Source organism: Mycobacterium sp. PDNC021 (assembly GCF_048282635.1).
Classification (GTDB): domain Bacteria; phylum Actinomycetota; class Actinomycetes; order Mycobacteriales; family Mycobacteriaceae; genus Mycobacterium; species Mycobacterium llatzerense.
This window is the reverse complement of the sequence record NZ_CP182502.1, coordinates 1,178,048-1,202,233: the sequence shown is the minus strand read 5'-3', so window position 1 is coordinate 1,202,233 and position 24,186 is coordinate 1,178,048. Positions and strand designations below refer to the sequence as shown.

The window sequence follows — 24,186 nt, the reverse complement described above, 5'->3', positions numbered from 1 at the left end:
ACGTGTCGTCACATCCGGGGCGGTCCTCCTAGAATTCCCGGGATGATCACCGCACGAGGACACGTCGCGCTGGGCGCGGGCGCCGCCGCCCGCTGGGCGTCGCGCGTGACGGGCCGCGGTGCCGGCGCCATGATCGGCGGGCTCGTCGCCATGAAGCTGGATCCGTCGATCCTGGGACAGCTGGGTTCCGGGCGGCGCTCGGTCGTCGTCACCGGCACCAACGGCAAGTCCACGACGACGCGCATGACTGCCGCCGCGCTGTCGACCATCGGGCCGGTGGCCTCCAACAGCGAGGGCGCTAACATGGACGCCGGGCTGATCGCCGCACTGGCCGGGTCGCGCAAGGCGACGCTCGCCGCGCTCGAGGTCGACGAGATGCACGTGCCGCACGTGTCGGACGCGGTGGACCCGTCGGTGATCGTGTTGCTCAACCTGTCCCGCGACCAACTGGACCGCGTCGGCGAGATCAACCACATCGAGCGGACCCTGCGGGCCGGGCTGGCCCGTCACCCTTCCGCTGTGGTGGTCGCCAACTGTGACGACGTGCTGGTGACGTCGGCGGCCTACGACTGTCCCAACGTGGTGTGGGTCGCCGCCGGCGGCGGCTGGTCCGGCGACTCGGTGAGCTGTCCGCGCAGCGGTGAGGTGATCGTCCGCGAGAACGGGCAGTGGCATTCGACCGGTACCGACTTTTCCCGGCCGACTCCGCAGTGGTGGTACGACGAGACGAATATCTATGGGCCGGAAGGCTTTACCGCGCCGATGACGCTGGCCCTGCCGGGCACGGTGAACCGTGGCAACGCGACGCAGGCCGTCGCCGCCGCGGTGGCGCTGGGTGCGTCGCCTGCGGCCGCGGTGGCTGCGGTGTCGACGGTCGACGAGGTCGCCGGCCGCTACCGGACCCTGCAGGTCGGCGAACACACCGTGCGCATGCTGCTGGCCAAGAACCCCGCCGGCTGGCAGGAGGCACTGTCCATGGTCTCCAGTGATGTTGCAGGAGCGGTCATTTCGGTGAACGGCCAGGTGCCCGACGGCGAAGACCTGTCCTGGCTGTGGGACGTGAACTTCGAGCACTTCGTCGACTTCCCGGCGCCCATCGTGTCGGCCGGCGAGCGCGGCACCGACCTCGCGGTGCGCCTGGGCTACGCGGGCGTCGACCACACCCTGGTGCACGACACGTTGGCCGCCATCAAGTCGTGCCCACCCGGGCATGTCGAGGTGATCGCCAACTACACGGCGTTCCTGCAACTCAATCGGGAGCTGGCATGACGGTGCAGATTGGCCTCGTCCTCCCCGACGTGATGGGCACCTACGGCGACGGCGGCAACGCCGTCGTGCTGCGACAGCGCTTGCGGCTCAGGGGAATTGACGCCGAGATCGTCGCGATCACCCTCAACGACCCGGTGCCGGACTCGATGGATCTGTACACGCTCGGCGGTGCCGAGGACTACGCGCAGCGCCTGGCGACCCGGCATCTGCTGCAGTACCCCGGCCTGCAACGCGCGGCCGAGCGCGGCGCTCCGGTACTGGCGATCTGCGCGGCGATCCAGGTGCTCGGGCACTGGTATGAGACGTCGTCGGGCGAGCGCGTCGACGGCGTCGGCCTACTCGATGTGACCACGTCGCCACAGCCCGAGCGCACCATCGGTGAGGTGACCTCGGTCCCGGTGATCGACGGGTTGTCCACCAAGCTCACCGGTTTCGAAAACCACCGCGGTGGAACCGATCTCGGCCCGCTGGCCAAGCCGTTGGCGCGGGTCGAGAAAGGCGCCGGCAACCGCGCGGGCTCGGGCTACGACGGCGTCGTGCAAGGCAGCGTGGTCGCCACCTATCTGCACGGCCCGTGCCTGGCCCGTAATCCGGAGCTGGCCGACTACCTGCTGGCCCAGGTGGTCGGCGACCTGCCGCCCCTGGAACTGCCCGAGGTCGACCTGCTCCGCACCGAGCGCCTCGCCGCGCCCCGTCGGGCCTGATCTCCGCCGAAACGGTATTCCAGCAGGCCTCTACTCGCACTTTTCCTGCTGGAATGCAGTTTCGGCGCGCGGCTAGCCAGCTTGATGCTCCTATTCATGTCAAGCCGCGTTGAGCCAGTTTCTGTAGGTGTCTGCGAAGGTGTCGTCGCGTTGTAGTCCGCGTTCGATGCGGGAGATCACGGTGGGCCAGACCCCGAAATGGTTGGCTGCGGCGGTCACGGTGATGTTCTTGGCTTGCCGAGCCGGGCGCAGGTCGGTGTACTCGGGCACGTCGATCTGGCGGGTCAGCAGGGTGAATATTTCTCGGGCGATGGCTCGTTTGAGCTTGCGCAAGATCTCCTTTTTGCTGTGCCCTTTTGTGACCTGGCGTTGCACGTAATCGCGGGTCCGATCGTGGTTGGACATCCGTACTAGTGCGATGCGGTGCAGTGCGCTGTTGGCGGCGCGGTCACCACCGCGAGAGAGTCGGTGTCGGTTGGTCTTACCCGAGGACGCCGGTACCGGCGCGGCCCCACACAACGCGGCGAACGCAGCTTCACTGTGCAGCCGGTGCGGGTTAGCCCCGGCAGTGATCAATAGCTGAGCGGCGGTGTCCGCGCCGACGCCGTGGGCCGCGCGTAGTGCGGGATTGGCCGCGGTGACGAATGCGTCGATCTGGGCGCCGAGTGCCTCGGCTTGGGTTTCGAGGAATTGCACGCGTTGGGCGAGCAGCTTGGCTGCGCTGAGCATCGACTGCGCCCACGGCTCGGGCTGGGTGTCGGGGCGGCAGCGGGCGATCGCCTCGACCATCTTCAATGTCGTTAAACCACGGTATTTTTCGCGTATCACATCGGGCGCCGATACCAGCATGGCTTTGATCTGGTTGATCACCGCGGTGCGGTGCTTGACCGCCGACCGACGAGCGACATGCAGGGCCCGCAGGCCGGCGGTGGTGTCGTCTTTCGGGGTGGCCAGCCCGTCACCGGCCAACGCGGTCCGCGCGGCGCTGTAGGCATCGAGCGGATCAGATTTGCCTCTGAGGCGGCGAGTGGATTTAACCGCCCGGGTCACCTCGACGACCTCAACGCCAGCCGCGGTCAGCACCCGGGTGAATCCGGCACCATAGCTGGCGGTGCCTTCCACACCGATCCGTTCAACCTGACCCAGTGAGGTCAGGAAGCCGATGGCCGCGCTGTATCCGGCGCGCGTGGTCGGGAACTCCCGATCATCAACAGCGGCACCAGTCATGGTGATCGCGGCGACATGGATCGTGTCGGCATGGGTGTCCGCACCGGCAACGATGCGCGCAGATTCTGTCAAGATGATGGTGTCCCTTCTGACCAGCATTAGGTGGGGCACACCGGCCAGGGCGGGCAGACAAGACATTGGTGAGGAACGGCCAAGCTCCTGATTAAGTCATGTCCGTCCTGTCCGGCGTGAACAAGACGCGCACCACACAGGCCGGACAGATCAAGTTAAAGACAACCCAGCAGAGCGTCAGTCAGACCCAGGGTCACGACCTGCGCGGTAACGCTCTTTCATCATCAATGTCGGACCCTGGCGCCAATATCGCGCCATGGGGGAAGTAATTATCGGGTCAGAGGCGATCGCCAACGGCGTCGTCACCAAGCACGCATTGCAGCGGTGGTATCGGCCGATCTATCCGGACGTCCACGTACGGAAGGACGCTGAACCGTCACTGGAGGACCGCACGATTGGCGCGTGGTTGTGGACCCGCCGCGCGGGCATCGTGACGGGAGTAGCGGCGTCAGCCCTGCACGGTGCGGAATGGGTCGAAGACGACGTCACCGTCGAGTTGATCGCGCCGCACAACCGGTTGCCGCGCGGGTTGGTGGTCCGTGATGAACGGATCTCCGACAACGAAATAACCTGTGTCGCCGGACTTCCTGTAGCGACACCGGCCCGGACGGCCTTCGATCTCGGCCGGTTCCTTCCGCGCGGTAAGGCGCTCGAGCGATTGGACGCGTTGATTCGTGCGCGCCCGTTTCAGCTCGGCGATGTCATGCGTCTCGCCGAGCGATACAAGGGCGCCCGTGGGGTGGCCAAGTTGAAGGAAATCCTGCCGCTGGTAGACGGCGGTGCGGCGTCACCTCCCGAAACTCGGTTGCGGTTGCTCTATATCGACGCGGGTCTGCCGCGGCCGACGACGCAGATCCCGATCCGCGACGAGTGGGGCCGTGTGGTCCGCACGGTCGACATGGGTTGGGAAGAATTCATGGTGGCCTCGGAGTACGACGGCGGCCAGCACCAAACCGACCGCGACCAGTACGTCAAGGATCTCCGCGTGCTGCCGAAGCTGGCTCGGCTCGGCTGGGACGTGATGCAGGTGATCAAGGAAGACCGGAAGGCCGACGTGGTTTCGCGTGCCGTACGAGCTCTGCATGCGCGAAGCTGGGACGGGACGACCACCGAAACCGCATTCCCGCAGAGAAAGTGCGGGTAGCAGCCTGCCGGAATGCCGTTTCGCCGGGACCTACGACAGTAGGCCGGCGCCCTTCGCCACGAACGCCAGGCCGACGAGCGTCATGATCGCCACCACGATCTGCTGCTGATAGCCGCGCGCCCAGTCGTGCACTTTCCGCAGCGCTGCTTGGGTTTTCGCCGGGGTGACGACGTTGCAGAGCAGCACCACCTCGACCACGGCGAGGCTCACCACGATGAACACCACCGCGACGCCGAGCTGCGTGCCGATCGCGGCGCCCGACGCCAGGATGGTCGTCAGGGCGAACAGCACCAGCGACGGGTTCGGGCCGGCCCAGAAGCCGATCACCGCCGCGACCCACAGCGCCCCGCTCTCCCAGGCTCTTTGAGCGCGTCCCAGCAATCCGCCCCGCGCAGGCGCGTCCGGGTCCCGCTGCAACAACTTCGAGATGGGTGAGACGTCCGCGTCCGCTGCGCGCTTGCGCGTCACCATCCGCACCGCCATCACCGCCGCGATGGCCAGGAGCACCACCCCGACAAACACTTGTACGTACCGCATCGTGGCGCTGGCGGTGGTCCGCGGGTTCGCCAGGTCGTGCACCCATGCGACATCGGTGACGTGCAACGCCAGCAGCGGAAGCAACAGCAGCATGACGCTCGCGGCCACACAGCCGACCCAGTACACCAGCAGGTTCTGCGCCGGCCGCGGCCGGGAGATCAGCAGCAGGTTGACGCCCAGGCGCACCGGGTCGAACGCGATCGGCAGCGCCAGCACCGCCACAGAACCCCACATTGCCGCCAACTTACCGTCCCAGCGAAGTAGCCCGTCACGCCGAAACGGCGTTCCAGCAGGAAAAGTACGAGTAGAGGCCTGCTGGAATGCCGTTTCGGCGGAGGGGTGGGACCCGGCGCCGCGGGTTACGAGGTCGGCCGCAGCACCGGGATCAGCGCGTCGATCACCGAACTGTCCTCGATGGTGGACGGGACGACGTAGTCGACGCCTTCGGCGATCTGCCGCATGGTCTTTCGCAGGATCTTCCCCGACCGGGTCTTGGGCAGGGCGCCGACGACAGTGACGTCGCGGAAGGTGGCGACCGCCCCGATCTGGTCGCGCACCATCGCCGCGAGTTCCTGTTGCAGTACCGCGCCGTCGATGTCCGCGCCGGCTTTCAGGACGACGTAACCGCTTGGCCGTTGCCCCTTGAGGTCGTCGTGGATACCGATGACGGCGCACTCGGCCACAGCCCGGTGCCCGGCGATGACCGCCTCGATACTCCCGGTCGAAAGCCGGTGTCCCGCAACGTTGATCACGTCGTCGGTGCGGCCCAGCACGGTGAGATATCCGTCGTCGTCGACGTAGCCGAAGTCGCCCGTCAGGTAGTAGCCGGGGAACGCGGTCAGATAGGACTGCACGAATCCCTTGGGGTTCTGCCACAACCCGGCGAGGGTGCCGGGCGGCAGCGGCAGCTTGATGACGATGTTGCCTTCGACGCCGGACGCGACGGGGTTACCGGAGGCGTCGACGATGCCGACCTGGTAGCCGGGCACCGGCACGGTCGGCGATCCGGCCTTGATGGGCATCGGTTCGAGCCCGCGCAGGTTGGCGCAGATGGCCCAGCCGGTTTCGGTCTGCCACCAGTGGTCGACGACGGGGCAATGCAGCACCTCCGACGCCCACTCATAGGTGTCGGGGTCCAGCCGTTCGCCCGCGACGAACAGCGTGTGCAAGGTCGAAATGTCATGTCCCGCAAGCATCGACGCGTTCGGATCGGCCTTGCGGATGGCGCGCAGCGCGGTCGGTGCGGTGAACAGCGCTTCCACCCCGTGCTGTTCGATGACGCGCCAAAAGGCGCCGGCGTCGGGGGTGCCGACGGGCTTGCCTTCGTAGAGCACCGTGGTCGCACCGGCAATAAGGGGTCCGTAGACGATGTACGAGCTGCCGACGACCCACCCGATGTCCGAGGCGGTCCACATCACCTGGCCGGCGCTGATGTCGTAGACGTTCTTCATCGACCAGGCCAGCGCGACGGCGTGCCCACCGTTGTCGCGCACCACGCCCTTGGGCTTCCCGGTGGTTCCGGAGGTGTAGAGGATGTACAGCGGGTCGGTGGCGGCGACGGGGACGGGAGCGACCGGCGCGGCGTCCGCGACCAGCTCGTCCCAGTCCAGGTAGCCCGGGTAGTCGGTGGCCTCGCCGGCGATATCGCCGCGGTTCTTGACGATCACCGTCGCCGGCGCCGACGACGACAACGCCAGCGCCTTGGCCACGGCGGGCAGGTACTCGACCGTCCGCCCCGGCTCCAGACCGCCCGAGGCCGTCAGCAGGGCCACCGGCCGCGCATCGTCGATGCGGGCCGCGAGTTCATTGGCCGCGAATCCACCGAAAACCACCGAGTGGACGGCGCCGATGCGGGCGCACGCCAGCATCGCGATGACCGCTTCGGGAATCATCGGCATGTACACCACGACGCGGTCGCCCTTGGAGACGCCTTGTGCGGCAAGCGCTCCGGCGAAGCGTGCCACACGGTCGAGCAGCTCGGCGTACGTGAAGGACCGCTGCACGCCAACCATCGCCGAGTCGTAGATCAGCGCGGTGCGGTCCCCGTTGCCGGCCTCGACGTGCCGGTCGAGGGCGTTGTAGCAGGTGTTGAGCTGTCCGTCGGGGAACCAGCGGTAGTGCGGCGCCGCGGAATCGTCGAGCGCTCGGGTCGGCGGAACGGTCCAGTCGATGGCCTCGGCGGCTGTCAGCCAGAAGTCGTCGGGCCGCTGCGCAGCGGCCTCGAACGCCTCGCGATAGGCGCTCACGAGACCTCCTTGGCCACGGCGGAAAACACCGTCATGAACCAGTCCAGGTCCGACATCGAGAACACAAGAGGTGGGCGCACTTTGAGGATGTTGCCATGTCCACCGCATACAGAGATCAGAACCCGGTTTTCCCGCATCAAGTCGACGATGCGCTGCGCTCGGGCCCGGTCGTGTTCCTTGCTCGCCGGATCGGTGACGATCTCGACGCCGGTGTACAGCCCGGTGCCGCGTACGTCACCCACGAACGGGTGGTCCTTGGCCAGCGCGCGCAGTTCGGCGCGCAGTTGATCGCCGACCTCGACGGCGTGCGCGGCGAGTCCGTCACCCTGGATGACGTCGAGGACGGCCTGCGCCGCGGCCATCGACACCGGGTTTCCGCCAAAGGTGTTGAAATACGGGGTCTCCCGCGCGAAGGCATCGAGAATCTCCGGGCGGGCGGCCATCGCGGCGACCGGAATGCCGTTGCCCATGGGCTTGCCCATCGTCACCAGGTCGGGGACGACGCCGTGCCGCTGGAAACCCCACATCGCCTCTCCGGTACGCGAAAAGCCCGGCTGGACTTCGTCGGCGATGAATACGCCGCCGGCGCGGTGGACCACCTCGACGGCCGGACCCAGCACTGTCGGGTCGACGTAGATGCCGTCGGAGGAGAAGATCGAATCCAGCAGCAGCGCACTGAACTTGTGGCCGTGCCGTTCCAGATCGGCGATCGCGCCGCTGACCTGGTCGGAGAACCAGCGGCCCAGTTCCGCCGGATCGACACGGTAGGAGTCCGGGGCCGGCACGGTGCGGACATTGGAGCCCAGCGGCAGCCCGACGCCCAGCGAGGGCGACATCGCCGAGATCAGCGCGCTGTTGCCGTGGTACGCCTCCTCGGTGACGATGATCCCGGTCCCGCCGGTGTACTGCTCGGCCACCCGGACGGCCAGGTCGTTGGCCTCAGATCCGGTGCAGGTGAACATGATCGAGGAGATTTCCGCGGGGAACGTGGCGAGCAACTGCTCGGAGTAGTCGAGGATGCCGCCGTGCAGATAGCGGGTGTGGGTGTTCAGTTCCGACATCTGGCGGGTCACCGCCTCGATTACCCGCGGGTTGCAGTGCCCCACGCTGGCCACGTTGTTGTAGGCGTCGAGGTACTTGTTGCCCTCGGCGTCGAACAGGTGGGCGCCGGCGCCTTTCACCAGGTGCACCGGCCGGCTGTAGAAGAGCCGGTACGACGGACCCAGCGCCCTGCGCCGCTTCTCGACCATGGCATCGGTGGCGGGGTCGAGCGCTTCCCCGCCGGTGTAGCTGTTGGAGTCCATGATTGTGGAGAAAGCCATGTTCGTTGTCCTTGCGATAGTGGCGATCGGCGCTGGATGACGATGCGGCGGCCGATGTTGATTGACGCCTGCGGCGTTCAGCGTTCGTCGTCGAGTACGACGCGGCCCAGCCGGTCGTAGCGCTGCGGGGATCGGGCCCGCAGTACGAGGGCGATGACGATTCCGACGGTGGCGGTGGTGCCGACCACGTACGGGATCGAGGTGAAGACGACGTCCTCGGATGCAGTGCCGGCGGCGAAGGACGCGTTCTTGATCAGCAGGTAGATCACATAGAGCATCCCGACACCGCCCAGTCCGGGCGCCACCAAGGTGCGGAACCAGTGCGCAGTCTCCGGATGTTGTTTGCGCACATGGAAGTACGAGACCACCGAGAACGCCGCCAGCGCCTGCACGATCAGGATGGCAGCGGTGCCCAGGAGGGCGCCGAGGCCGTACAGCCCGCTGTAGGGGTCACGGCCCGAGACGGCGAACCATACGACGATGAGCAGCGCGAGGCCACTCTGCACGAAGCTGGCGACGTGCGGCGAGCCGTGGATGTGGTGGGTGCGCCCAACGGTTTTCGCGGTCCCGGGGATGATGTCTTCGCGGCCGATCGCGTAGATGTAACGCGCCGCGCAGTTGTGGAAGGCCATGCCGCACGCGTAGGAGCCGGTGGCCAGCAGGATCTGGAACATGGTCACCGCCCACCCGCCGAGGTGGTCGCGCACCGGACCGAAGAATATCTCGCCGGCCGTGTTCGTATCCTGCGCCAGCGCAATGGCTTTGGCGGGTCCGGTGCCGACGATCGCGAGCCACGACACCACGACGTAGAAGGCACCGATGCCCAGCACCGACGACATGATCGCGATGGGGATGATCTTCTTGGGGTTCTTGGATTCCTCGCCGTACATCGCGCTGGATTCGAACCCGACCCAGGACCAGAACGCGAAGAACAGGCCAACGCCGGCCGACCCCACCACGGCCATGGTGCCCACACCGTTGACGTTCGGCACGACGGCATTGAGGCCCTTCAGGCCGTTGATCGGGTTGAGCGACCCCAACGACCAACCCTCCGGGCCGCCGCCGCTGACGACCACCGAACCGGCCATCAGGGTCAACATGACGATCTCGGTAACCAGTAGTCCGCCAAGCACTTTCGCGGCCAGGTTGACGTCGAAGTAGGTCAGGACGGCATTGGCGACGATCATCGCCACCGCGAACATCAGCCACGGCAGCTTGACGCCGAAGAGCGAGGTGAACAGGTCTCGGGAGAAGAACGCGAAGATGCCGACGAGAGCCGGTTCGAACACGACGTAGGCCAGCATGGTCAGGAAACCCGCCGACAGGCCAACCACCCGGCCGAGGCCGTGGGAGATGTAGCCGTAGAAGGCGCCGGTCGCGGTGATGTGCTTCGACATCGCCGCGTAGCCGACGGAGAACAGCCCCAGCACGATCGTCGCGATCAGGTACCCCGCGGGGGCCGCCGCGCCGTTGCCGAACCCGATGGCGATCGGCACATTGCCGACCATCGCGGTGATGGGGGCGGCAGTGGCCACCGCCATGAACAGCACGCCGACCAAGCCGACGGCGTCGCGTTTGAGCCGCTGCACTCCGGGGGCGCCATCCGGCGCCGCCGTGACTGGGGCAGTTCGTGGGTAATCGTCGATCTCACTCATGGGTGCCAACCGATCCGGATCTGGTTTTGGTTTATTTGGTCTGCTCTATCGAGCGGCAGTTCAGCTATCCAGTGGACCAATGGACCCCCAGGCCATCGGCACAGCGCTATTGGTACCAGACCGGTTTAGCGTGGTCAATACCCCAATCTTGCCGCGTTTCCGGCGCGTAAATCCGTCGTTACCAATTTTTGGATTTGGTTCACTTTCGGCCCGAAGTGCGGTACAACTGACCAGACCAAAACGTGACCGTGCCCACACCGCCAGTTCAGGAGAGCCACAATGAGCGACATGGCCGCCGCCGACTACGAACGTTTCGCGCGTGCCGCGCTCCAGCACTACGGGCTCGACGCGGCGACCGTCACGCTGCTCAGCTACTCGGAGAACGGCACCTTCCTGGTGGAATCAGAGGATGAGCGACAGGTCCTGCGCGTGCACCGACCCGGCTACCACTCGCTGCCCGCCATCGAATCCGAACTCGACTGGATGGAGAGCCTGCGCACCGACTCGTCCATCACGACGCCGCAGGTGATCGCGGCTCCCGACGGCCGCCGCGTGGTGGAGGCGCGGATCGACGACGAGAGCTGTCTGGTCGATCTGTTCACGTTCGTGGAGGGCACCATCGCCGAGGACGACGCCTCCGACATCAGCTTCAGCGAGCTGGGCGCCATCACCGCGACACTGCACGAGCACGTCCAGCGCTGGCAGCGACCGGAGACCTTCACGCGGTTCCGCTGGGATCTCGACACCATGCTCGGCGCCGCCGGCCGGTGGGGCAACTGGCGTGACGCCCCGGCCCTGACGGCCGAGGACGCCGCCGTCATCGAAGAAGCCGAACGCAAGGTCATCGACCGGCTCACCGAGTACGGCATGGGGCCCGAACGCTTCGGGCTGGTCCACGCCGACCTGCGGATGTCGAACCTGATGGTGCACGGCGGCAAGATCACCGTCATCGACTTCGACGACTGCGGCTGGTCGTGGTACCTCGCCGACCTCGGTGCCGTGGTGTCGTTCGTCGAGGACTCCCCCGGCGCCGCGCGCATCGTCGACGAGTGGCTGTCGGGGTACCGCAGTGTCCGCGACATTCCCGCCGCCGACCTCGTCGAGATCCCCACCTTCGTCATGCTGCGCCGCCTGATGCTCACGGCCTGGATCGGCTCCCATCCCGAATCCGCGCCTGCACAGACCCTCGGCGGCCGATATGCCTCCGGCACAGCGCAATTGGCGCAGGCCTACCTCACCGACCCATCCTGGTTCCGGGTCGACGTTCCCGCCGCTGCACCGACTCTCATCCACTGACGACAGGACAACCCGTGTTCGATCTCACCAACAAGAACGTCATCGTCACCGGCGGCACCAAGGGCATCGGCTACGGCATCGCCGCCGTCTTCGCCACCGCGGGGGCCAACGTCGCGGTCGCCGCCCGGTCGCTGCACGACCTCGACACCGCAGTCGCCGGCCTCGACGGCCTGGGGTCCGGCAAGGTCATCGGCGTCTCCGTCGATGTCGCCGATCCCCGGTCCTGCCAGGCCATGGCCGCGGCCGCCGTCGACGCCTTCGGAGGCATCGACGTGCTGTGCGCCAACGCCGGCATCTTCCCCGAGGCACCGCTGGCCACCATGATGCCCGAGGACCTGGGCACCGTGCTCGACGTCAACGTCAAGGGCACCGTCTACAGCGTGCAGGCCTGCCTCGAGGCACTGACCAAGAGCGGCTCCGGACGCGTCGTCATCACCTCGTCGATCACCGGCCCGGTCACCGGGTTCCCCGGCTGGTCGCACTACGGCGCCTCCAAGGCCGCGCAACTGGGCTTCATGCGCACCGCCGCAATCGAACTCGCCGCCAAGCGAATCACCGTCAACGCCGTCCTGCCCGGCAACATCCTCACCGAGGGACTGCAGGAGATGGGCGAGGACTACCTCGCCGGCATGGCCCGGTCCATCCCGGCCGGCACGCTCGGTACCCCTGAAGACATCGGCCACCTCGCCGCGTTCCTCGCCACCGACGAGGCCCGCTACATCACCGGGCAGTCCATCGTCGTCGACGGCGGGCAAATCCTGCCCGAATCCCTGGACGCCCTCGCGGGCTGACAGTCGGTCGGTACGGTGAACGACATGGACGAGTCCGAGGGCGGCCCGGTCGCCGAGGATGTGCGGCGCCGCATCGTCAGCATGCTCGATGCAGGTGCCCTCCGGCCCGGTGACCGCCTCGGCTCCGAACGCGAGATGGCCGAGCGGTTCGCTGTGTCCCGCGCGACGCTGCGCAGTGCCCTGGTTCCCCTGAGCCGCGCCGGAATCCTGGAACGACGGGGCGGCCGCGCGGGCGGCACCTTCATCAAGACCGTGCTCGTCGAACGCAATGTCGCCGAACTGTCCGGCCTGCCGAACCGGCTCAAACAAGGCGGACATTCCACCACCCGCAGCCGGGTGCTCGCCACGGCGTTGCGCGGCGCCACCGCCACCGAAGCACAGCGCCTGGGCGTCAAACCGGACACCGAACTCGTCGTCGTACAGCGGCTGCGCTACGCCGACGGTTTCCCGCTGTCGGTCGACTGCGCGCACCTGCTCGCCGAGCGGGTGCCCGACCTGCTGGAGCAGCCCCTCGGTGGCTCGATCTACGACATTCTGGCGGTCCGCTACAACCTGGCCCCGGCGTCGTCAGTAGAGAGCATCGAGGTCGTCAGCGCCAATCCGCGTGAGGCCGCGTGGCTCGAAATCCCCACGCGCACTCCTCTATTGGCGATGACGCGCGTCACAAGCGACGCCGACGGTCAGCCGTTCGAGTACTCCGAGGACCTGTTCCGGGCGGACCGCGTCCGGCTGGTCGCCAAGACGACGGTGACGTCCGAGCGCGAAACCCTCGGCACCGACGGCCGCGTCGAGCTCACCGTTACGGCGTAGCAGCCGTCCGGCGCGACGGCCACCAATTGTACTTGCCGACCAGCACGGCGAGCGCCGGCACGGTGACGGTGCGCACGATCAGGGTGTCGATGAGCAGGCCGACGCCGATGATGAAGCCGCCCTGCACCATCGAGCCGATGCTGCTGAACAGCATGGCGAACATGGGCGCGGCGAAAATCATTCCGGCAGAGGTGATCACGCTACCGGTGCTCCGGACGGTGCGAATGACGCCCGAGCGGATACCGTTCGGGGATTCGTCGCGGATGCGGGAGATCAGCAGCATGTTGTAGTCCGCGCCGACGGCCACCAGCACGATGAACGCCATACCCGGCGTGCTCGCCGCCATCGGCTGGCCGCCGAAGATCTGCAGCACGATCACCCCGATGCCGAGCGACGACAGGCACGAAAGGATCACGGTGCCAACGAGGTACAGCGGTGCGACGATGGCGCGCAGCAGCAATACCAGAATCAGGAAGACGACGATGACGGTCATCAGCACGATGTACCGCAGGTCCTTGTTGAAGTAGTCCCGCAGCTCCGCGTAGTACGGGGTCATGCCCGACATCGCGATCTTCGCGTCGGCGAGCGACGTATTCGCCTGTGAGCCTTGCGCGGCGGCGAGGATCGCCTTGACCTGATCCATGGCCTTGGTGTCGTACGGGTTCAGCGTCGACTCGACCAGGTACCGCGCCGAATGCCCGTCCGGCGACATGAAAACCCGTGCCAGGTCTTTGAATTTGTCGTTGCCCAGGATTTCCGGCGAGATGTAGAAACCCGCCGCGCCTGGCTCGGATGCGTGCAGCTTCATCGCGAGCAGGAACGCCGAGGCGTGCGACAGACCCTCGCCCAATTGCTTGGTCTGGTCGTCGAGGACCCGCAGCCCTTCGGCGATCTTCCGGCTGCCCTCGGCCAGCGCGTTGGCGCCCTCCTGCAGAGCCGCCATGTTCTGCTTCATCCCACCCGGGCTACTGCTCGCACCGCTTCCACCGCTCCCGCCAAGGGAGCGAAGGGCCTTGGCCGCCGAGTCCAACGAGGGCTGCATCTTGTGCAGGCCGTCGGACAGCCGCTGCAGTTGGTCCCGCTGTCCCGCACAATCCGGATCACTGTCGCAACCGGGGTTGTCCTTCCGCTGCGCCAGCAGCGCATCGGCCATCGCGACCATGTCCTGGAAGTTCTGACTGCCCGACCTGGGTGGGATGTTCGGCACGTCGCCGGAATTGCGCACGCTGTCCAGCTGTCGCTGCGCGTCCTGGAACTCCTCCGAGCTCTCGAGCTGGTCCTTGATGCTCGCCATGCTCTTGTTCAGGTTGTCGATTACGCCCATGGTCTTGGTCAGTTGGGTACGCACGGTGGCCAGGCTGTCGGCGAGCTTGCCGGCCCCGCCGACCAGAGCCTCACGTTGGTCGACGCTGCCATTGATCTTCGACGTGGCTTCGGCGAGCTTGTTGCCGATCTCGCCTGCCTGGAAGCTCAGCGTGGCCTGTTCCAGCGGGGCGCCGGTCGGCCGGGTGACACCGCGGACTGCGGCGATATCAGGCAGCTGCGCGACGCGTTGCGCCATCTGTTCGAGATCGGCGAGCCCCTTGGTGGTCCGCAGGTCGTGCGGAGACTGGACGAAAAGGTACTGCGGTGCAGTCACACTCGCCGGGAAATGCCGTTCGATCGCGGCCATGCCGATGTTGCTCTCGGCCGAGGCCGGCAGCGCGGTGCGCGCGTCGTAGCTGGTGTGCAGCCAGGCCACGCCGGCGGCCAGCGCGATCAGCACGACGAGGCTGCCGACCAGGTGCACGACCGGGCGCCGCACGATGTTGATCCCGGACCGGTGCCAGAAGCGGCTGGTCAGTTCCTTCCGGGGCCGGGCCCAGCCGCGCCGTCCGACGAGCGTCAGGATCGCCGGCAACAGCGTGATCGACGACAGGAACGCCACCGCGATCGTGACGGCCAGCGCCGGCCCGGTGGTCGAGAACACCTTGAGGGTGGTGAAGCTCATGCCCAGGAACGTCACCGCGACGGTGGCCGCGGAGGCCGCGATCACCTTGCCGATGGCGGTCAGCGCCCGTGCGACGGCGTCGTCGGAAGTCAGTCCCTGCCTGAGGTATTCGTGGTAGCGGCTGATCAGGAAGACGGCGTAGTCGACCCCGGCGCCGATCATCATGGCGCTCATGAAGACGACGGTCTGCTGCGAGATGGGCAGGCCCCACGTCGCGAGGGCCGCCACCCCCTGCGTCGCGGCGGCCTGTGACAGCGTGATGGTCGCCAGCGGCACCAGGATGGTGACGATATTGCGGTACACCACAAAGAGAATCAGCAGCACCATGGCGATCGTGGCGGTCTCGATGACCCGCAGGTCGCGCAACCCGAGTTGTTCGCGTTCGGCGACGGTGGCGGTCAGGCCCGTCATGTGGACCGTCAGGGTGGAGCCCGCGACGGTGTGGTCGACGATGCCGACGACGCGTTTGTAGGCCTCACTGGATTCCGGTGAGCCGAGCTCGCCCCGGATGCCGACGGGGATGAACCACGCCTTGTTGTCCTTGCTGGCCAACACCTCTCGCATCGGCGGCTGGGAGATGAAGTCCTGCACCATCACGACGTCGTGCGTATCGCGATGCAGGCTGTCGACCAGGGTGCGGTAGACGTCTTCGTCGGCTTTGGTCAGTCCGCTCTCGTCGGTGAGCACCACCAGCGCGATGTTCTGAATCCCGGGTTCGTGGAACGCGGACGTCATGTCCCGGGTCGCCGCCATCACCGCCGAGTTGGCCGGCAGCAATTCCTGGTTGCGGTCGCTCGCCAGCTTCATCAACGGCGGCACGGCCACCGACAGCGCCACGACGAGCAGCAGCCAGGCGCCGATCACCGCCCACGGCCGGCGCAGCACCAGCCGCGCCAGCAGCTCGAAAGCCCCGGTGAACACACCCATGCCCGACCGAACCTTCACTTTGCCTCACCGCCCAGATGCTCGCCGTACTCGGCAAGCGCTTCGACGGTCAGCATCTCATGGTGGCCGCACGCCACCGCGCGCACGGCAACGTCGCCGGTCACCCGCTCGCGCCAGCTCTGCTCGAGGAACGTGCCGCGATCAGCGTCGTCCCGGGCGGCCGCGACCACCACGACATCACCGTGGAACTGCCCGGCCTCGTGCTCCCGGTACAGCGCGACGTTGGTGTCGAAGTTGTGCACCAACAGGTCCAGCAACCCGCCGTCCACAACACCGGTGAGCTGATCCCGGTCGACGGCCTGGTTGGCGACGCGCAGGCTCGGCTCGGCGTCGAGCAGTAGGAGCCGGGCGACCACGGCACCGCGCCGCTGCAGCTCGACCGCGACCGCGTGCGCCACCACACCGCCGAACGACCAGCCGAGCAGGTGGTACGGGCCCGACGGCTGCTCGGCCTGAATCCGGTCGGCGTACGTCGCTGCCATCTCGCCGATGGACCGCGGTTGGTCGGTGACGGGTTGCTGGATGCCGATGATCGGGGCGTCGACGTAGCCGCCGAGCACCTGGTACGGCCAGCTGACGCCGCTCACCGCATGCAGGCAGAACAGTGGGACGCCCGTACCGGTCTTGAGTACCTGCACCGGCGCGATCTCGGGTGCGGCCGCACTGTCCGTCGTCACGCGCTCGGCGAGCGCCTGCACCGTGGGCGTCTCGAACACGGCCGACACCGACAGCTCGATGCCGAGGTCCGCGCGGACCGCCGCGACCAGGTGCATGGCCGAGATGCTGTCGCCGCCAAGGTCGAAGAACGACTCGTCGACACCGACGCGCTCGACGCCGAGCACAGTTCCGTAGCCGGCGGCCAGCGCTGCCTCGGTGGCAGTGCCCGGAGCGCGGTAGGCCCCGGCCCGGTATTCGGGCGCCGGTAGGGCGCGGACGTCGAGCTTGCCGTTGGTCGTCACCGGCAGCGCAGACAGCACCACGATCGCGGCAGGGACCGCGTGGGCCGGCAAGTGCTCGGCCAACTGGGTGCGCAGCGTCGCGGGATCGGCAGTGCCGGTGACGTACCCGACGAGACGCTTGTCGCCGCTGCGGTCTTCGCGGGCGATCACCGCCGCCTGTTCCACGCCGTCGAGGCTCGCCAAAACCGTTTGTACTTCACCGAGTTCGATGCGGAAGCCGCGAATCTTGACCTGCTCGTCGGCGCGGCCGACGTAGTGCAACAGGCCGTCGGTATCCCACCGCACCAGGTCCCCGGTCCGATACATCCGCTCGCCCGCGCCGTGGAACGGGCAGGCCACGAAGCGGCCGGCGGTCAGCGCCGATCGGCCGGCGTAGCCGACGCTGACGCCGTCGCCCGCGACGTACAACTCACCGACGACACCCGCGGGTACGGGGCGCAACCAGCCGTCGAGCACGAACAACGTCGTGCCGGGCACCGGCGCACCGATGGGCACCGAACCTGTTCCCGGCGTGAGGATTCCCGTCATCGCCGCGTACACCGTGCTCTCGGTGGGACCGTAGGCGTTGACGACTGAGTGCCGGCACGCTGTCCACCGGTTGATCAACTCGACCGGGCACGCCTCGCCGCCGAGCAGCAGCGCCAGCGGTCCCAGCTCCTCGGGCACCAATACACCTGCCGCGGAGGGGGTTTGGGTGAGCACATTGACGTGTTCGGCGGCGAGCAGTCGCTGGAACTCATCCGCTGCGGCAGTCACAGACTCTGGCACGATCACCAGGCGGCCGCCGTGCAGCAGCGCGCCCCAGAGCTCCCACACCGAGAAGTCGAACGCGTAGGAGTGGCACTGCGTCCACACCGGGTCGGCGGGCAGACCCGCGAGCGGAACCCCGAACTGCCGGGCCACGTTCCCGTGCGCCACCGCGACACCCTTCGGCACGCCGGTGGTGCCGGAGGTGTAGATCAGGTACGCGACACTGTCGACGTCCGGTAGCGGAAGTCGTGTGGCGGGCAGGTTTTCGTCCGCCTCACCGACGAGGACCGCACCGCCGAAGCCGTCCAGCCGGCCGGCCAGATCTGCCGTGGTGACCGCGACATTCGGCGCCGCGTCGGACAGCTGGAACGCGAGCCGCTCCACGGGCAGTGCCGGATCGATCGGCAGGTAGGCCGCCCCGGTTTTGAGGACCGCGAGGATCGCCACGACTGCGTCGATCGACCGGCCGAACAGCACCGCCACCGGCTGGCCGGCGCCCGCCCCGTGGCTGATCAGCCGGTGCGCCAACCGGTTCGAGGCCTCGTCGAGGTCGCGGTAGGTCAGCGAGCGGCCCGCGGCAGTGAGCGCGACAGCGTCCGGTGTCCGGTCGACCTGGGCGGCGAACAGCTCCGGGATCGAAGCCGGTGCAACAGAAGCGGCCGCGGCGGCACGGTTGCCGGCCTGATCCAACTGCGAGTGCTCTTCGGCAGCAAGCAGATTGACCGACGACAGGTATTGGGTGGGCGTGGTCGTCATGGCCACGAGCACCCGCTCGAACCGTTCGACCAGCGCGTCGACGGCGGCCGCGCCGAACACCTCGGTGTCGTACTCGACGCGCAGGCCCAGTTCCTCGCCCGGCATGGCCTGCACCGTCAGCGGGTAGTGATTCTGCTCATGGCTGCTGAATTCGGTGATGGTCAGCTCGCCGACACCGCCTGACGCAGCGGCGCCCAGCGGGTAGTTCTCGTACGCAAACAGCGTGTCGAAGAGCCTGTCCTGACCGGTGATTCGGTGCATCTCGGCCAGCGCCAGGTGCTGATGATCGAGGGTCCGATTGTGCGCACCCTGCAATTGGTCGAGCAGGTCCGCAGCGGTGGTGGTCGCGGTGGCCGCGGCCCGCACGGGCACGGTGTTGATCATCAGACCGACCATCGAGTCCGCCCCGGCCACATCGGTCGGACGACCGGAGACGGCGGTGCCGAACAGGACGTCGTGCCGGCCCGTCAGCTGCATGAGCAGTTGTGCGTAGGCGCCCTGCAGGACGACGTTGACGGTGGTGTGACGCGAGCGTGCCAGCTCGCCGACGGCCTGGGTGGTTTGGGCCGACAGCGCAACGGATTTCACGCCGCGGGCACCTGCTGCCGTTCGTGGCGCGACCAGCGTCGGGTCGTCGACGCCGGCCAGCACCTCGGCCCAGGCCGTGCGTGCGGCATGGAGGTCCCGCCCGGCCAGCCACGTGACGAAGCGGCGGTACGGCACCGCCGCGGGCAGCCGGTACTCGTGATAGCAGGCGAAGATCTCGCGCAACAGGATCGGCAACGACCAGCCGTCCATCACGACGTGGTGGTTGGTCAGCACCAGCCGGTGCCGGTGTTCTCCGATGCGGATCAACGCAACCCGGAACGCCGGCTGGTCGACCAGCTCGCAGACAGCCGCGCGTTCGGCGGCGCGGATGCGCTCCACCTCGGCGTCTGCGCCGACCGCTGCGGTCAGATCGATGACGCGCCAGGCGATTTCCGGCGCCGTCGGGATGACCTGCACATCGAGTCCGGGGTAGAAGCGGGCGGCGAGGTTCGGGTGACGTTCGGCCACCATCTGCACGGCATCCCGCAGCCGGTCGGGGTCGAGCGGTCCGGCCAGGGTCAGGTCTAGCTGCACCGCATACAGATCGGCGTCCACACCGGACTGCGCCGCGTGGAACAGCAGTCCCTGTTGCAACGGGGTCACCGGCAGGATGTCGGCGACCGGGTACTCGCGCTCGAGCTCGTCGATCTGCCGCTGGCCCAGGAGCGCCGGTGCGATATCCGACGGCGTCAGACCGCCGCCACCGGAGCGGACCAGTGCGCAGATACCTGTCAGCGCGTCGAACCACAACCAGCTCAGCCGCTCGACCTGCTCGCCGTCCAGCGCTGACGGCGCCCACGTCCAATTGGCATGCAGCTGCGGGCCGGCTTCGGTGTCCACGGTCCCCGCGTTGAGCTCCACGGTGTGCATGAGCGGCATCGATACCGCAGTGGCCGCGCCGGTGATCTCGGCTGCTGTCGAACTGTCCCGGCCGACCTGCCACAGCTCGTCGGACAGCTCGGACCCACCGAGTCGGCCGAGGTAGTTGAATCCGATTGCGGGATCGGCGGTTTCGAGATCGACAGCGTCGTTGAGGTATCGCAGCAGACCGTAGGTCAGCCCATCGGGCAGGGCCCGCAGCTGCTCCTTGGCGTTCTTGAGCACCGCGGCCAGCGCGGCGTCACCGGATGTCACCTGCGCCCACGACACGTCAGCGACCGTGACGGCCACCGGGTACTTGGTGGTGAACCAGCCGACGGTGCGTGACAGGTCCAGCTGATCGGCGATGTCGTCGTGGCGTCCGTGGCCCTCCACGTCGATGCCGATGGTGCGGCCGCCACCCACGAATTCGGCCACGGCCAAGGCGAATCCGATCAGCAGCACGTCGTTGATGCCGACATGGAACGCCGCCGGTGCCTCGCGCAGCAGCGTCTGCACGGTGTCGACATCGTCCAGCGTGACCGACAGCTGCCCGGCCGTGGCGAACGTATCCCGCTCCGGCTGAACGGCCGGCAGCAGCGCCGGCGTCGCCGCCACCTGTCGCCAGGCCTCCGCCTGTGCAACCACCTCAGGCGCGGCGGCGTGTTCGACAAGCACCTGCGCCCAGCGCTGGAACGAGGTGCCGTTCGCCGGAATCTCGATCGACTGGCCCGCACGGGACTGCAGCCAGGCGACGTTCAAGTCCTCCAACAGGATTCGCCACGACACCCCGTCGACCGCCAGGTGGTGGATGATCAGCACCAGCTGACGCGCCGGCGCCACCCACAGCGCGCTCAGCATCACGCCGGCCGCCGGGTTCAACCGCGACCGCGCCGCGACCACGGCGACCTCGGTCAGCTCGTCGACCGTGCGCAGGTAATCCGGGGCATCGACCGAGCCCACTTCGGGCACCTGCAGTTCCCAGCTCGCGTCGGCCTGCAGGCGCAGCATCGCGTGCCGATCCATCAAGGCCTGCAACAGCATTGCGACGTCGGTCTCGGTGACGCCCGCCGGAGCCTGCACCACCATGGTCTGGTTGAACTGGCCGGTCGGGCCGTCCACGCCGGCCAGCCACCGCATGATCGGCGTTGCGACCACCGGCCCCACCCCGTCGTCGATGACATCGGCCGCATCGCTGACGGCCCCGACGACCAACGCCAGTCGGGCCACCGTCTGCTCGACGAAGACGTCGCGCGGCCGGCAGGTCAGGCCGGCCGCCCGCGCCCGGGCCACCACCTGCATCGACATGATGCTGTCGCCACCAAGCTCGAAGAACGAGTCGTCCACACCGACCCGCTCGACGCCGAGGACGTCGGCGTAGACCGCGGCCAGCGTCTCCTCGACCGGCGTGCCCGGCGCCCGGTATTGGTCGACGTTGCCGTAGGTCGGAGCGGGCAGTGCCCGCCGGTCCAACTTGCCGTTGGGGGTCAGCGGCAGCGTCGCCAGCCCCACCACGGCGGCCGGAACCATGTACGCCGGAAGGTGTTTGGCCACTGCGGTCCGCGCCTCGGCCGGGTCCGCGGTGCCGGTGATGTAGCCGACCAATCGCTTGTCCCCGGGACGGTCCTCACGCACGATCACCGCGGCCTGCCGGACGCCGTCCAGACCGGCCAACGCCGTTTGCACGTCGCCCAATTCGATGCGGTAACCGCGAATCTTGACCTGCTCGTCGGCACGGCCCAGGTACTGCAGTTGACCATCGCTGCCCCACCGCACCAGGTCGCCGGTGCGGTACATGCGTTGTCCCGGTGCGCCGAACGGGCACGCCAGGAAGCGCGAGGCGGTCAGCCCACCGCGCCGCACGTAGCCCGCCGCGACACCTGAGCCGGCCACGTACAGCTCACCGACCACACCGACCGGCACCGGACGTAACCGCTCGTCCAGGACGAAAGCTGCGGCCCCTGAGGCCGGCGTGCCGATCGGCACGGTGGGTGAACCCGACGTGAGCGGCGCACTGACTGCCGCGTAGATCGTGGCCTCGGTCGGGCCGTAGGCGTTGATCATGACGGGGCCCGTGTTGTTGCTGTCGGTCGCCCAGCGGTCGACAAGTTCGGGTGGGCACGCCTCGCCCGCCACCACCAGCGACGTCGATTCCAGCCCCTGCGGGGACAACATCATTGCGGCGGAGGGGGTTTGGGTCAGCATCGTGACGCCCTCGGCCACCAGGAGTTCGTGTAGTTCCTCGGGCGAACGGGCCACCGTCTCGGACACCACGACCAGGCGTCCGCCGTGCAGCAGGGCTCCGAAGATCTCCCACACCGAGACGTCGAAGGCCAGCGAGTGCCATTGGCTCCAGACGCGGGACGTCGGTAGTTGGTCGTGCAGCTGCCCCAGTAGTCCGACGACGTTGCGGTGCGTGATGGCGACGCCCTTGGGCACGCCGGTGGTGCCGGAGGTGTAGATCAGGTAGGCGACGTCACCCGCGTCGGGCGCGGGAGGCGTTGTGGTGGGCTGGTTTTCGATGTCGGCGTCGGCCATGTCGATGACCGGTCGGCCGAACCCGGCCAGCCGCTCGGCCAGATCACCGGTGGTGACGGCAGCGACCGGCGTGGCGTCGTCGAGCATGAAATCGATACGGGCCGACGGCAGCGCCGGGTCGATCGGCAGGTAGGCCGCGCCGGCCTTGAGTACCGCCAGGATCGAGACGATCGATTCGGCCGACCGATGGCACAGCAATGCCACGGTCTGGCCGGGGCCGACGCCGTGCGCGATCAACCGGTGCGCCAACTGATTTGCCGCAGTATCCAGCTCCGCGTACGTCAGGGTCCGGCCCTGCCAGGTGAGCGCCCCGGCGTTCGGGGTGCGGGCGACCTGGGCGGCGAACAACTCCGGGACGGACCCGGATGCTGCGGCCGGCGCGGTCAGGACCGCGCGGTGGCCGAGCGTGTCGAGGTACGCCTGTTCGGCGTCGTCGACCAGACTCACCGACGACAGCGGCCGCTGTGGGTCGGCGGTCATCGCCGCCAGCAGCAACTCCATCCGGTTGATCAGGGCCGCAACGGTTTCGGCGTCGAACACGTCGGTCCGGAACTCGACCTCGCCGCCGATGCCGGCGGGTTGCCCTGTCGCAGTCCAACGTTCGGACAGCGAGAAGGTCAGGTCCATACGGGCGGACTGGGTGCCCAAGGGGATCGACGTGACGTCGACACCCTTCAACCCCGAACCGGCGGCCGGATCGGTCAGCCCGGTGAAGTTCTGCCAGGACAGCATGACCTGCACCAGCGGATGGTGGGTGAGGCTACGTGCGGGGTTGAGCCGCTCCACCAATACCTCGAACGGCACGTCCTGGTGCTCGAAGGCCTCCAGACTGCGGGCCCGGACCTGGTTGAGCAGGTCGGTGACCGTCGGGTCGCCGGTCAGGTCGGCGCGCAGCACCAGGGTGTTGACGAAGAAGCCGACGAGATCGTCGAGAGCCGGATCACGCCGTCCGGCGATCGGGAAGCCCACGGCGACATCAGCATTCGTACTGACCTTCGCGAGCGTCGCCAACAGTGCGGCCTGCACAACCATGAAAGTGGTCGCGTTGTGCTCCCGCGCCAGCCGGGCCACCTGCTCCTGCAACTCGGCAGACCATTCGACGGCCACCGTCGCACCGGCCATGTCGGCGACCAGCGGGTAGGGCCGATCCGTGGGCAGCTGCACGCGCTCGGGCAGCCCGGCCAGCGCGTCCTCCCAGTACGCCAGCTGCGCGGCCACCCGGCTGCCGCTGTCGTCGAGACGGCCGAATTGCGCACGCTGCCATAGCGTGTAGTCGATGTACTGCACCGGCAACGGCGCCCAGTCCGGCGCCTGACCGGCGCATCGGCTGGCGTAGGCCAGGCCCAGATCGGCGACCAGCGGCCGCAGCGACCAACCATCGGCAGCGATGTGATGCACCACGGCCACCAGCACGTGCTCGTCACCGGCGACGCGGAACAGGCGCGCCCGCAACGGGATATCGACGGCCAGGTCGAAGGTGCCGCGCGCGGTGGCCTCGAGGGCGTCCTGCAGTCGGCCGGCCGACCACTCCGTCGCATCGACCACGTCCCAACCGAAATCGGCACGCGTCGCGGGGATCACCACCTGCTGCGGGGTGCCGTCAGGTGCGGTGAGCAGCGTGCGCAGGCTCTCGTGCCGGCCGACGACGTCGGCCAGCGCGGCGCCGAGCGCATCGACGTCCAGCGTTCCGCCCAGCCGCAAGGCCGTCGCCATGTTGTAGACCGGCGAG

13 protein-coding genes (1 of these 13 running past the window's edge) are annotated in these 24,186 nt (G+C 67.9%); 6 read left to right on the top strand and 7 right to left on the bottom strand.

Annotated elements, in window-relative coordinates; all coding sequences use genetic code 11:
- The first annotated feature begins 42 nt into the window (after positions 1 to 42).
- Positions 43 to 1,269 (top strand): MurT ligase domain-containing protein, encoded by a 1,227-nt coding sequence (locus tag ACNO8X_RS05490; RefSeq protein ID WP_418004488.1) that lies wholly within the window; start codon positions 43 to 45, stop codon positions 1,267 to 1,269.
- Positions 1,266 to 1,973: a type 1 glutamine amidotransferase gene (locus tag ACNO8X_RS05485; RefSeq protein WP_418004487.1), complete on the top strand. Its 708-nt coding sequence runs from the start codon at positions 1,266 to 1,268 to the stop codon at positions 1,971 to 1,973. Before ACNO8X_RS05490 ends, ACNO8X_RS05485 begins: the two co-directional genes overlap by 4 nt.
- Before the next feature lie 99 nt (positions 1,974 to 2,072).
- On the opposite strand, the gene ACNO8X_RS05480 is transcribed toward ACNO8X_RS05485, so the two are convergent.
- Positions 2,073 to 3,272 (bottom strand): IS110 family transposase, encoded by a 1,200-nt coding sequence (locus ACNO8X_RS05480; RefSeq protein ID WP_418004486.1) that lies wholly within the window; start codon positions 3,270 to 3,272, stop codon positions 2,073 to 2,075.
- Between the two features lie 256 nt (positions 3,273 to 3,528).
- On the opposite strand from ACNO8X_RS05480, the gene ACNO8X_RS05475 reads away from it, so the two are divergent.
- Positions 3,529 to 4,416 (top strand): hypothetical protein, encoded by an 888-nt coding sequence (locus tag ACNO8X_RS05475; RefSeq protein ID WP_418004485.1) that lies wholly within the window; start codon positions 3,529 to 3,531, stop codon positions 4,414 to 4,416.
- 30 nt (positions 4,417 to 4,446) lie between these two features.
- On the opposite strand, the gene ACNO8X_RS05470 is transcribed toward ACNO8X_RS05475, so the two are convergent.
- The 4 genes from ACNO8X_RS05470 to ACNO8X_RS05455 all read right to left on the bottom strand — a co-directional run bounded on the left by ACNO8X_RS05470 (position 4,447) and on the right by ACNO8X_RS05455 (position 10,176).
- On the bottom strand, positions 4,447 to 5,187 hold the full coding sequence (locus tag ACNO8X_RS05470; RefSeq protein WP_133759350.1) for a GAP family protein: 741 nt from the start codon (positions 5,185 to 5,187) through the stop codon (positions 4,447 to 4,449).
- A 125-nt stretch (positions 5,188 to 5,312) separates the two neighbouring features.
- Positions 5,313 to 7,199 carry a propionyl-CoA synthetase gene (locus tag ACNO8X_RS05465; RefSeq protein WP_418004484.1) on the bottom strand — a complete coding sequence of 629 codons (1,887 nt, stop codon included), beginning with the start codon at positions 7,197 to 7,199 and terminating at the stop codon, positions 5,313 to 5,315.
- Positions 7,196 to 8,521, bottom strand: a complete 1,326-nt coding sequence (locus ACNO8X_RS05460; protein ID WP_418004483.1) for an aspartate aminotransferase family protein — start codon at positions 8,519 to 8,521, stop codon at positions 7,196 to 7,198. Before ACNO8X_RS05460 ends, ACNO8X_RS05465 begins: the two co-directional genes overlap by 4 nt.
- Before the next feature lie 77 nt (positions 8,522 to 8,598).
- On the bottom strand, positions 8,599 to 10,176 hold the full coding sequence (locus ACNO8X_RS05455; protein ID WP_418004482.1) for an APC family permease: 1,578 nt from the start codon (positions 10,174 to 10,176) through the stop codon (positions 8,599 to 8,601).
- A 279-nt stretch (positions 10,177 to 10,455) separates the two neighbouring features.
- Between ACNO8X_RS05455 and ACNO8X_RS05450 the strand changes: the two genes are divergently transcribed.
- The 3 genes from ACNO8X_RS05450 to ACNO8X_RS05440 are packed head-to-tail and all read left to right on the top strand — an operon-like array spanning position 10,456 to position 13,073.
- Positions 10,456 to 11,472 carry a phosphotransferase enzyme family protein gene (locus tag ACNO8X_RS05450; RefSeq protein ID WP_418004481.1) on the top strand — a complete coding sequence of 339 codons (1,017 nt, stop codon included), beginning with the start codon at positions 10,456 to 10,458 and terminating at the stop codon, positions 11,470 to 11,472.
- 14 nt (positions 11,473 to 11,486) lie between these two features.
- A complete protein-coding gene (gene fabG / locus ACNO8X_RS05445; RefSeq protein WP_418004480.1) occupies positions 11,487 to 12,263 on the top strand; it encodes a 3-oxoacyl-ACP reductase FabG in 777 nt (258 codons plus the stop codon).
- Positions 12,264 to 12,287: 24 nt separating this feature from the next.
- Positions 12,288 to 13,073: a GntR family transcriptional regulator gene (locus ACNO8X_RS05440; protein ID WP_418004479.1), complete on the top strand. Its 786-nt coding sequence runs from the start codon at positions 12,288 to 12,290 to the stop codon at positions 13,071 to 13,073.
- On the opposite strand, the gene ACNO8X_RS05435 is transcribed toward ACNO8X_RS05440, so the two are convergent.
- Together ACNO8X_RS05435 and ACNO8X_RS05430 are read right to left on the bottom strand one after the other, a co-directional pair.
- Complete coding sequence (locus ACNO8X_RS05435) at positions 13,063 to 16,008, bottom strand: RND family transporter (RefSeq protein ID WP_418004478.1); 2,946 nt, start codon at positions 16,006 to 16,008, stop codon at positions 13,063 to 13,065. The genes ACNO8X_RS05440 and ACNO8X_RS05435 overlap by 11 nt on opposite strands.
- On the bottom strand, positions 16,005 to 24,186 hold the end of the coding sequence (locus ACNO8X_RS05430) for a non-ribosomal peptide synthase/polyketide synthase (RefSeq protein WP_418004477.1). It continues 22,805 nt past the right edge of the window; 8,182 of the gene's 30,987 nt are visible here — the last part of the coding sequence; its start codon lies beyond the right edge, outside the window — the gene reads right to left on this strand; its stop codon occupies positions 16,005 to 16,007. Before ACNO8X_RS05430 ends, ACNO8X_RS05435 begins: the two co-directional genes overlap by 4 nt.

Coding starts and splice junctions, on each gene's coding strand:
- ACNO8X_RS05490 (WP_418004488.1), top strand. CDS start 43: ATGATCACCGCACGAGGACACGTCGCGCTGGGCGCGGGCGCCGCCGCC.
- ACNO8X_RS05485 (WP_418004487.1), top strand. CDS start 1,266: ATGACGGTGCAGATTGGCCTCGTCCTCCCCGACGTGATGGGCACCTAC.
- ACNO8X_RS05475 (WP_418004485.1), top strand. CDS start 3,529: ATGGGGGAAGTAATTATCGGGTCAGAGGCGATCGCCAACGGCGTCGTC.
- ACNO8X_RS05470 (WP_133759350.1), bottom strand. CDS start 5,187: ATGTGGGGTTCTGTGGCGGTGCTGGCGCTGCCGATCGCGTTCGACCCG.
- ACNO8X_RS05460 (WP_418004483.1), bottom strand. CDS start 8,521: ATGGCTTTCTCCACAATCATGGACTCCAACAGCTACACCGGCGGGGAA.
- ACNO8X_RS05455 (WP_418004482.1), bottom strand. CDS start 10,176: ATGAGTGAGATCGACGATTACCCACGAACTGCCCCAGTCACGGCGGCG.
- ACNO8X_RS05450 (WP_418004481.1), top strand. CDS start 10,456: ATGAGCGACATGGCCGCCGCCGACTACGAACGTTTCGCGCGTGCCGCG.
- ACNO8X_RS05440 (WP_418004479.1), top strand. CDS start 12,288: ATGGACGAGTCCGAGGGCGGCCCGGTCGCCGAGGATGTGCGGCGCCGC.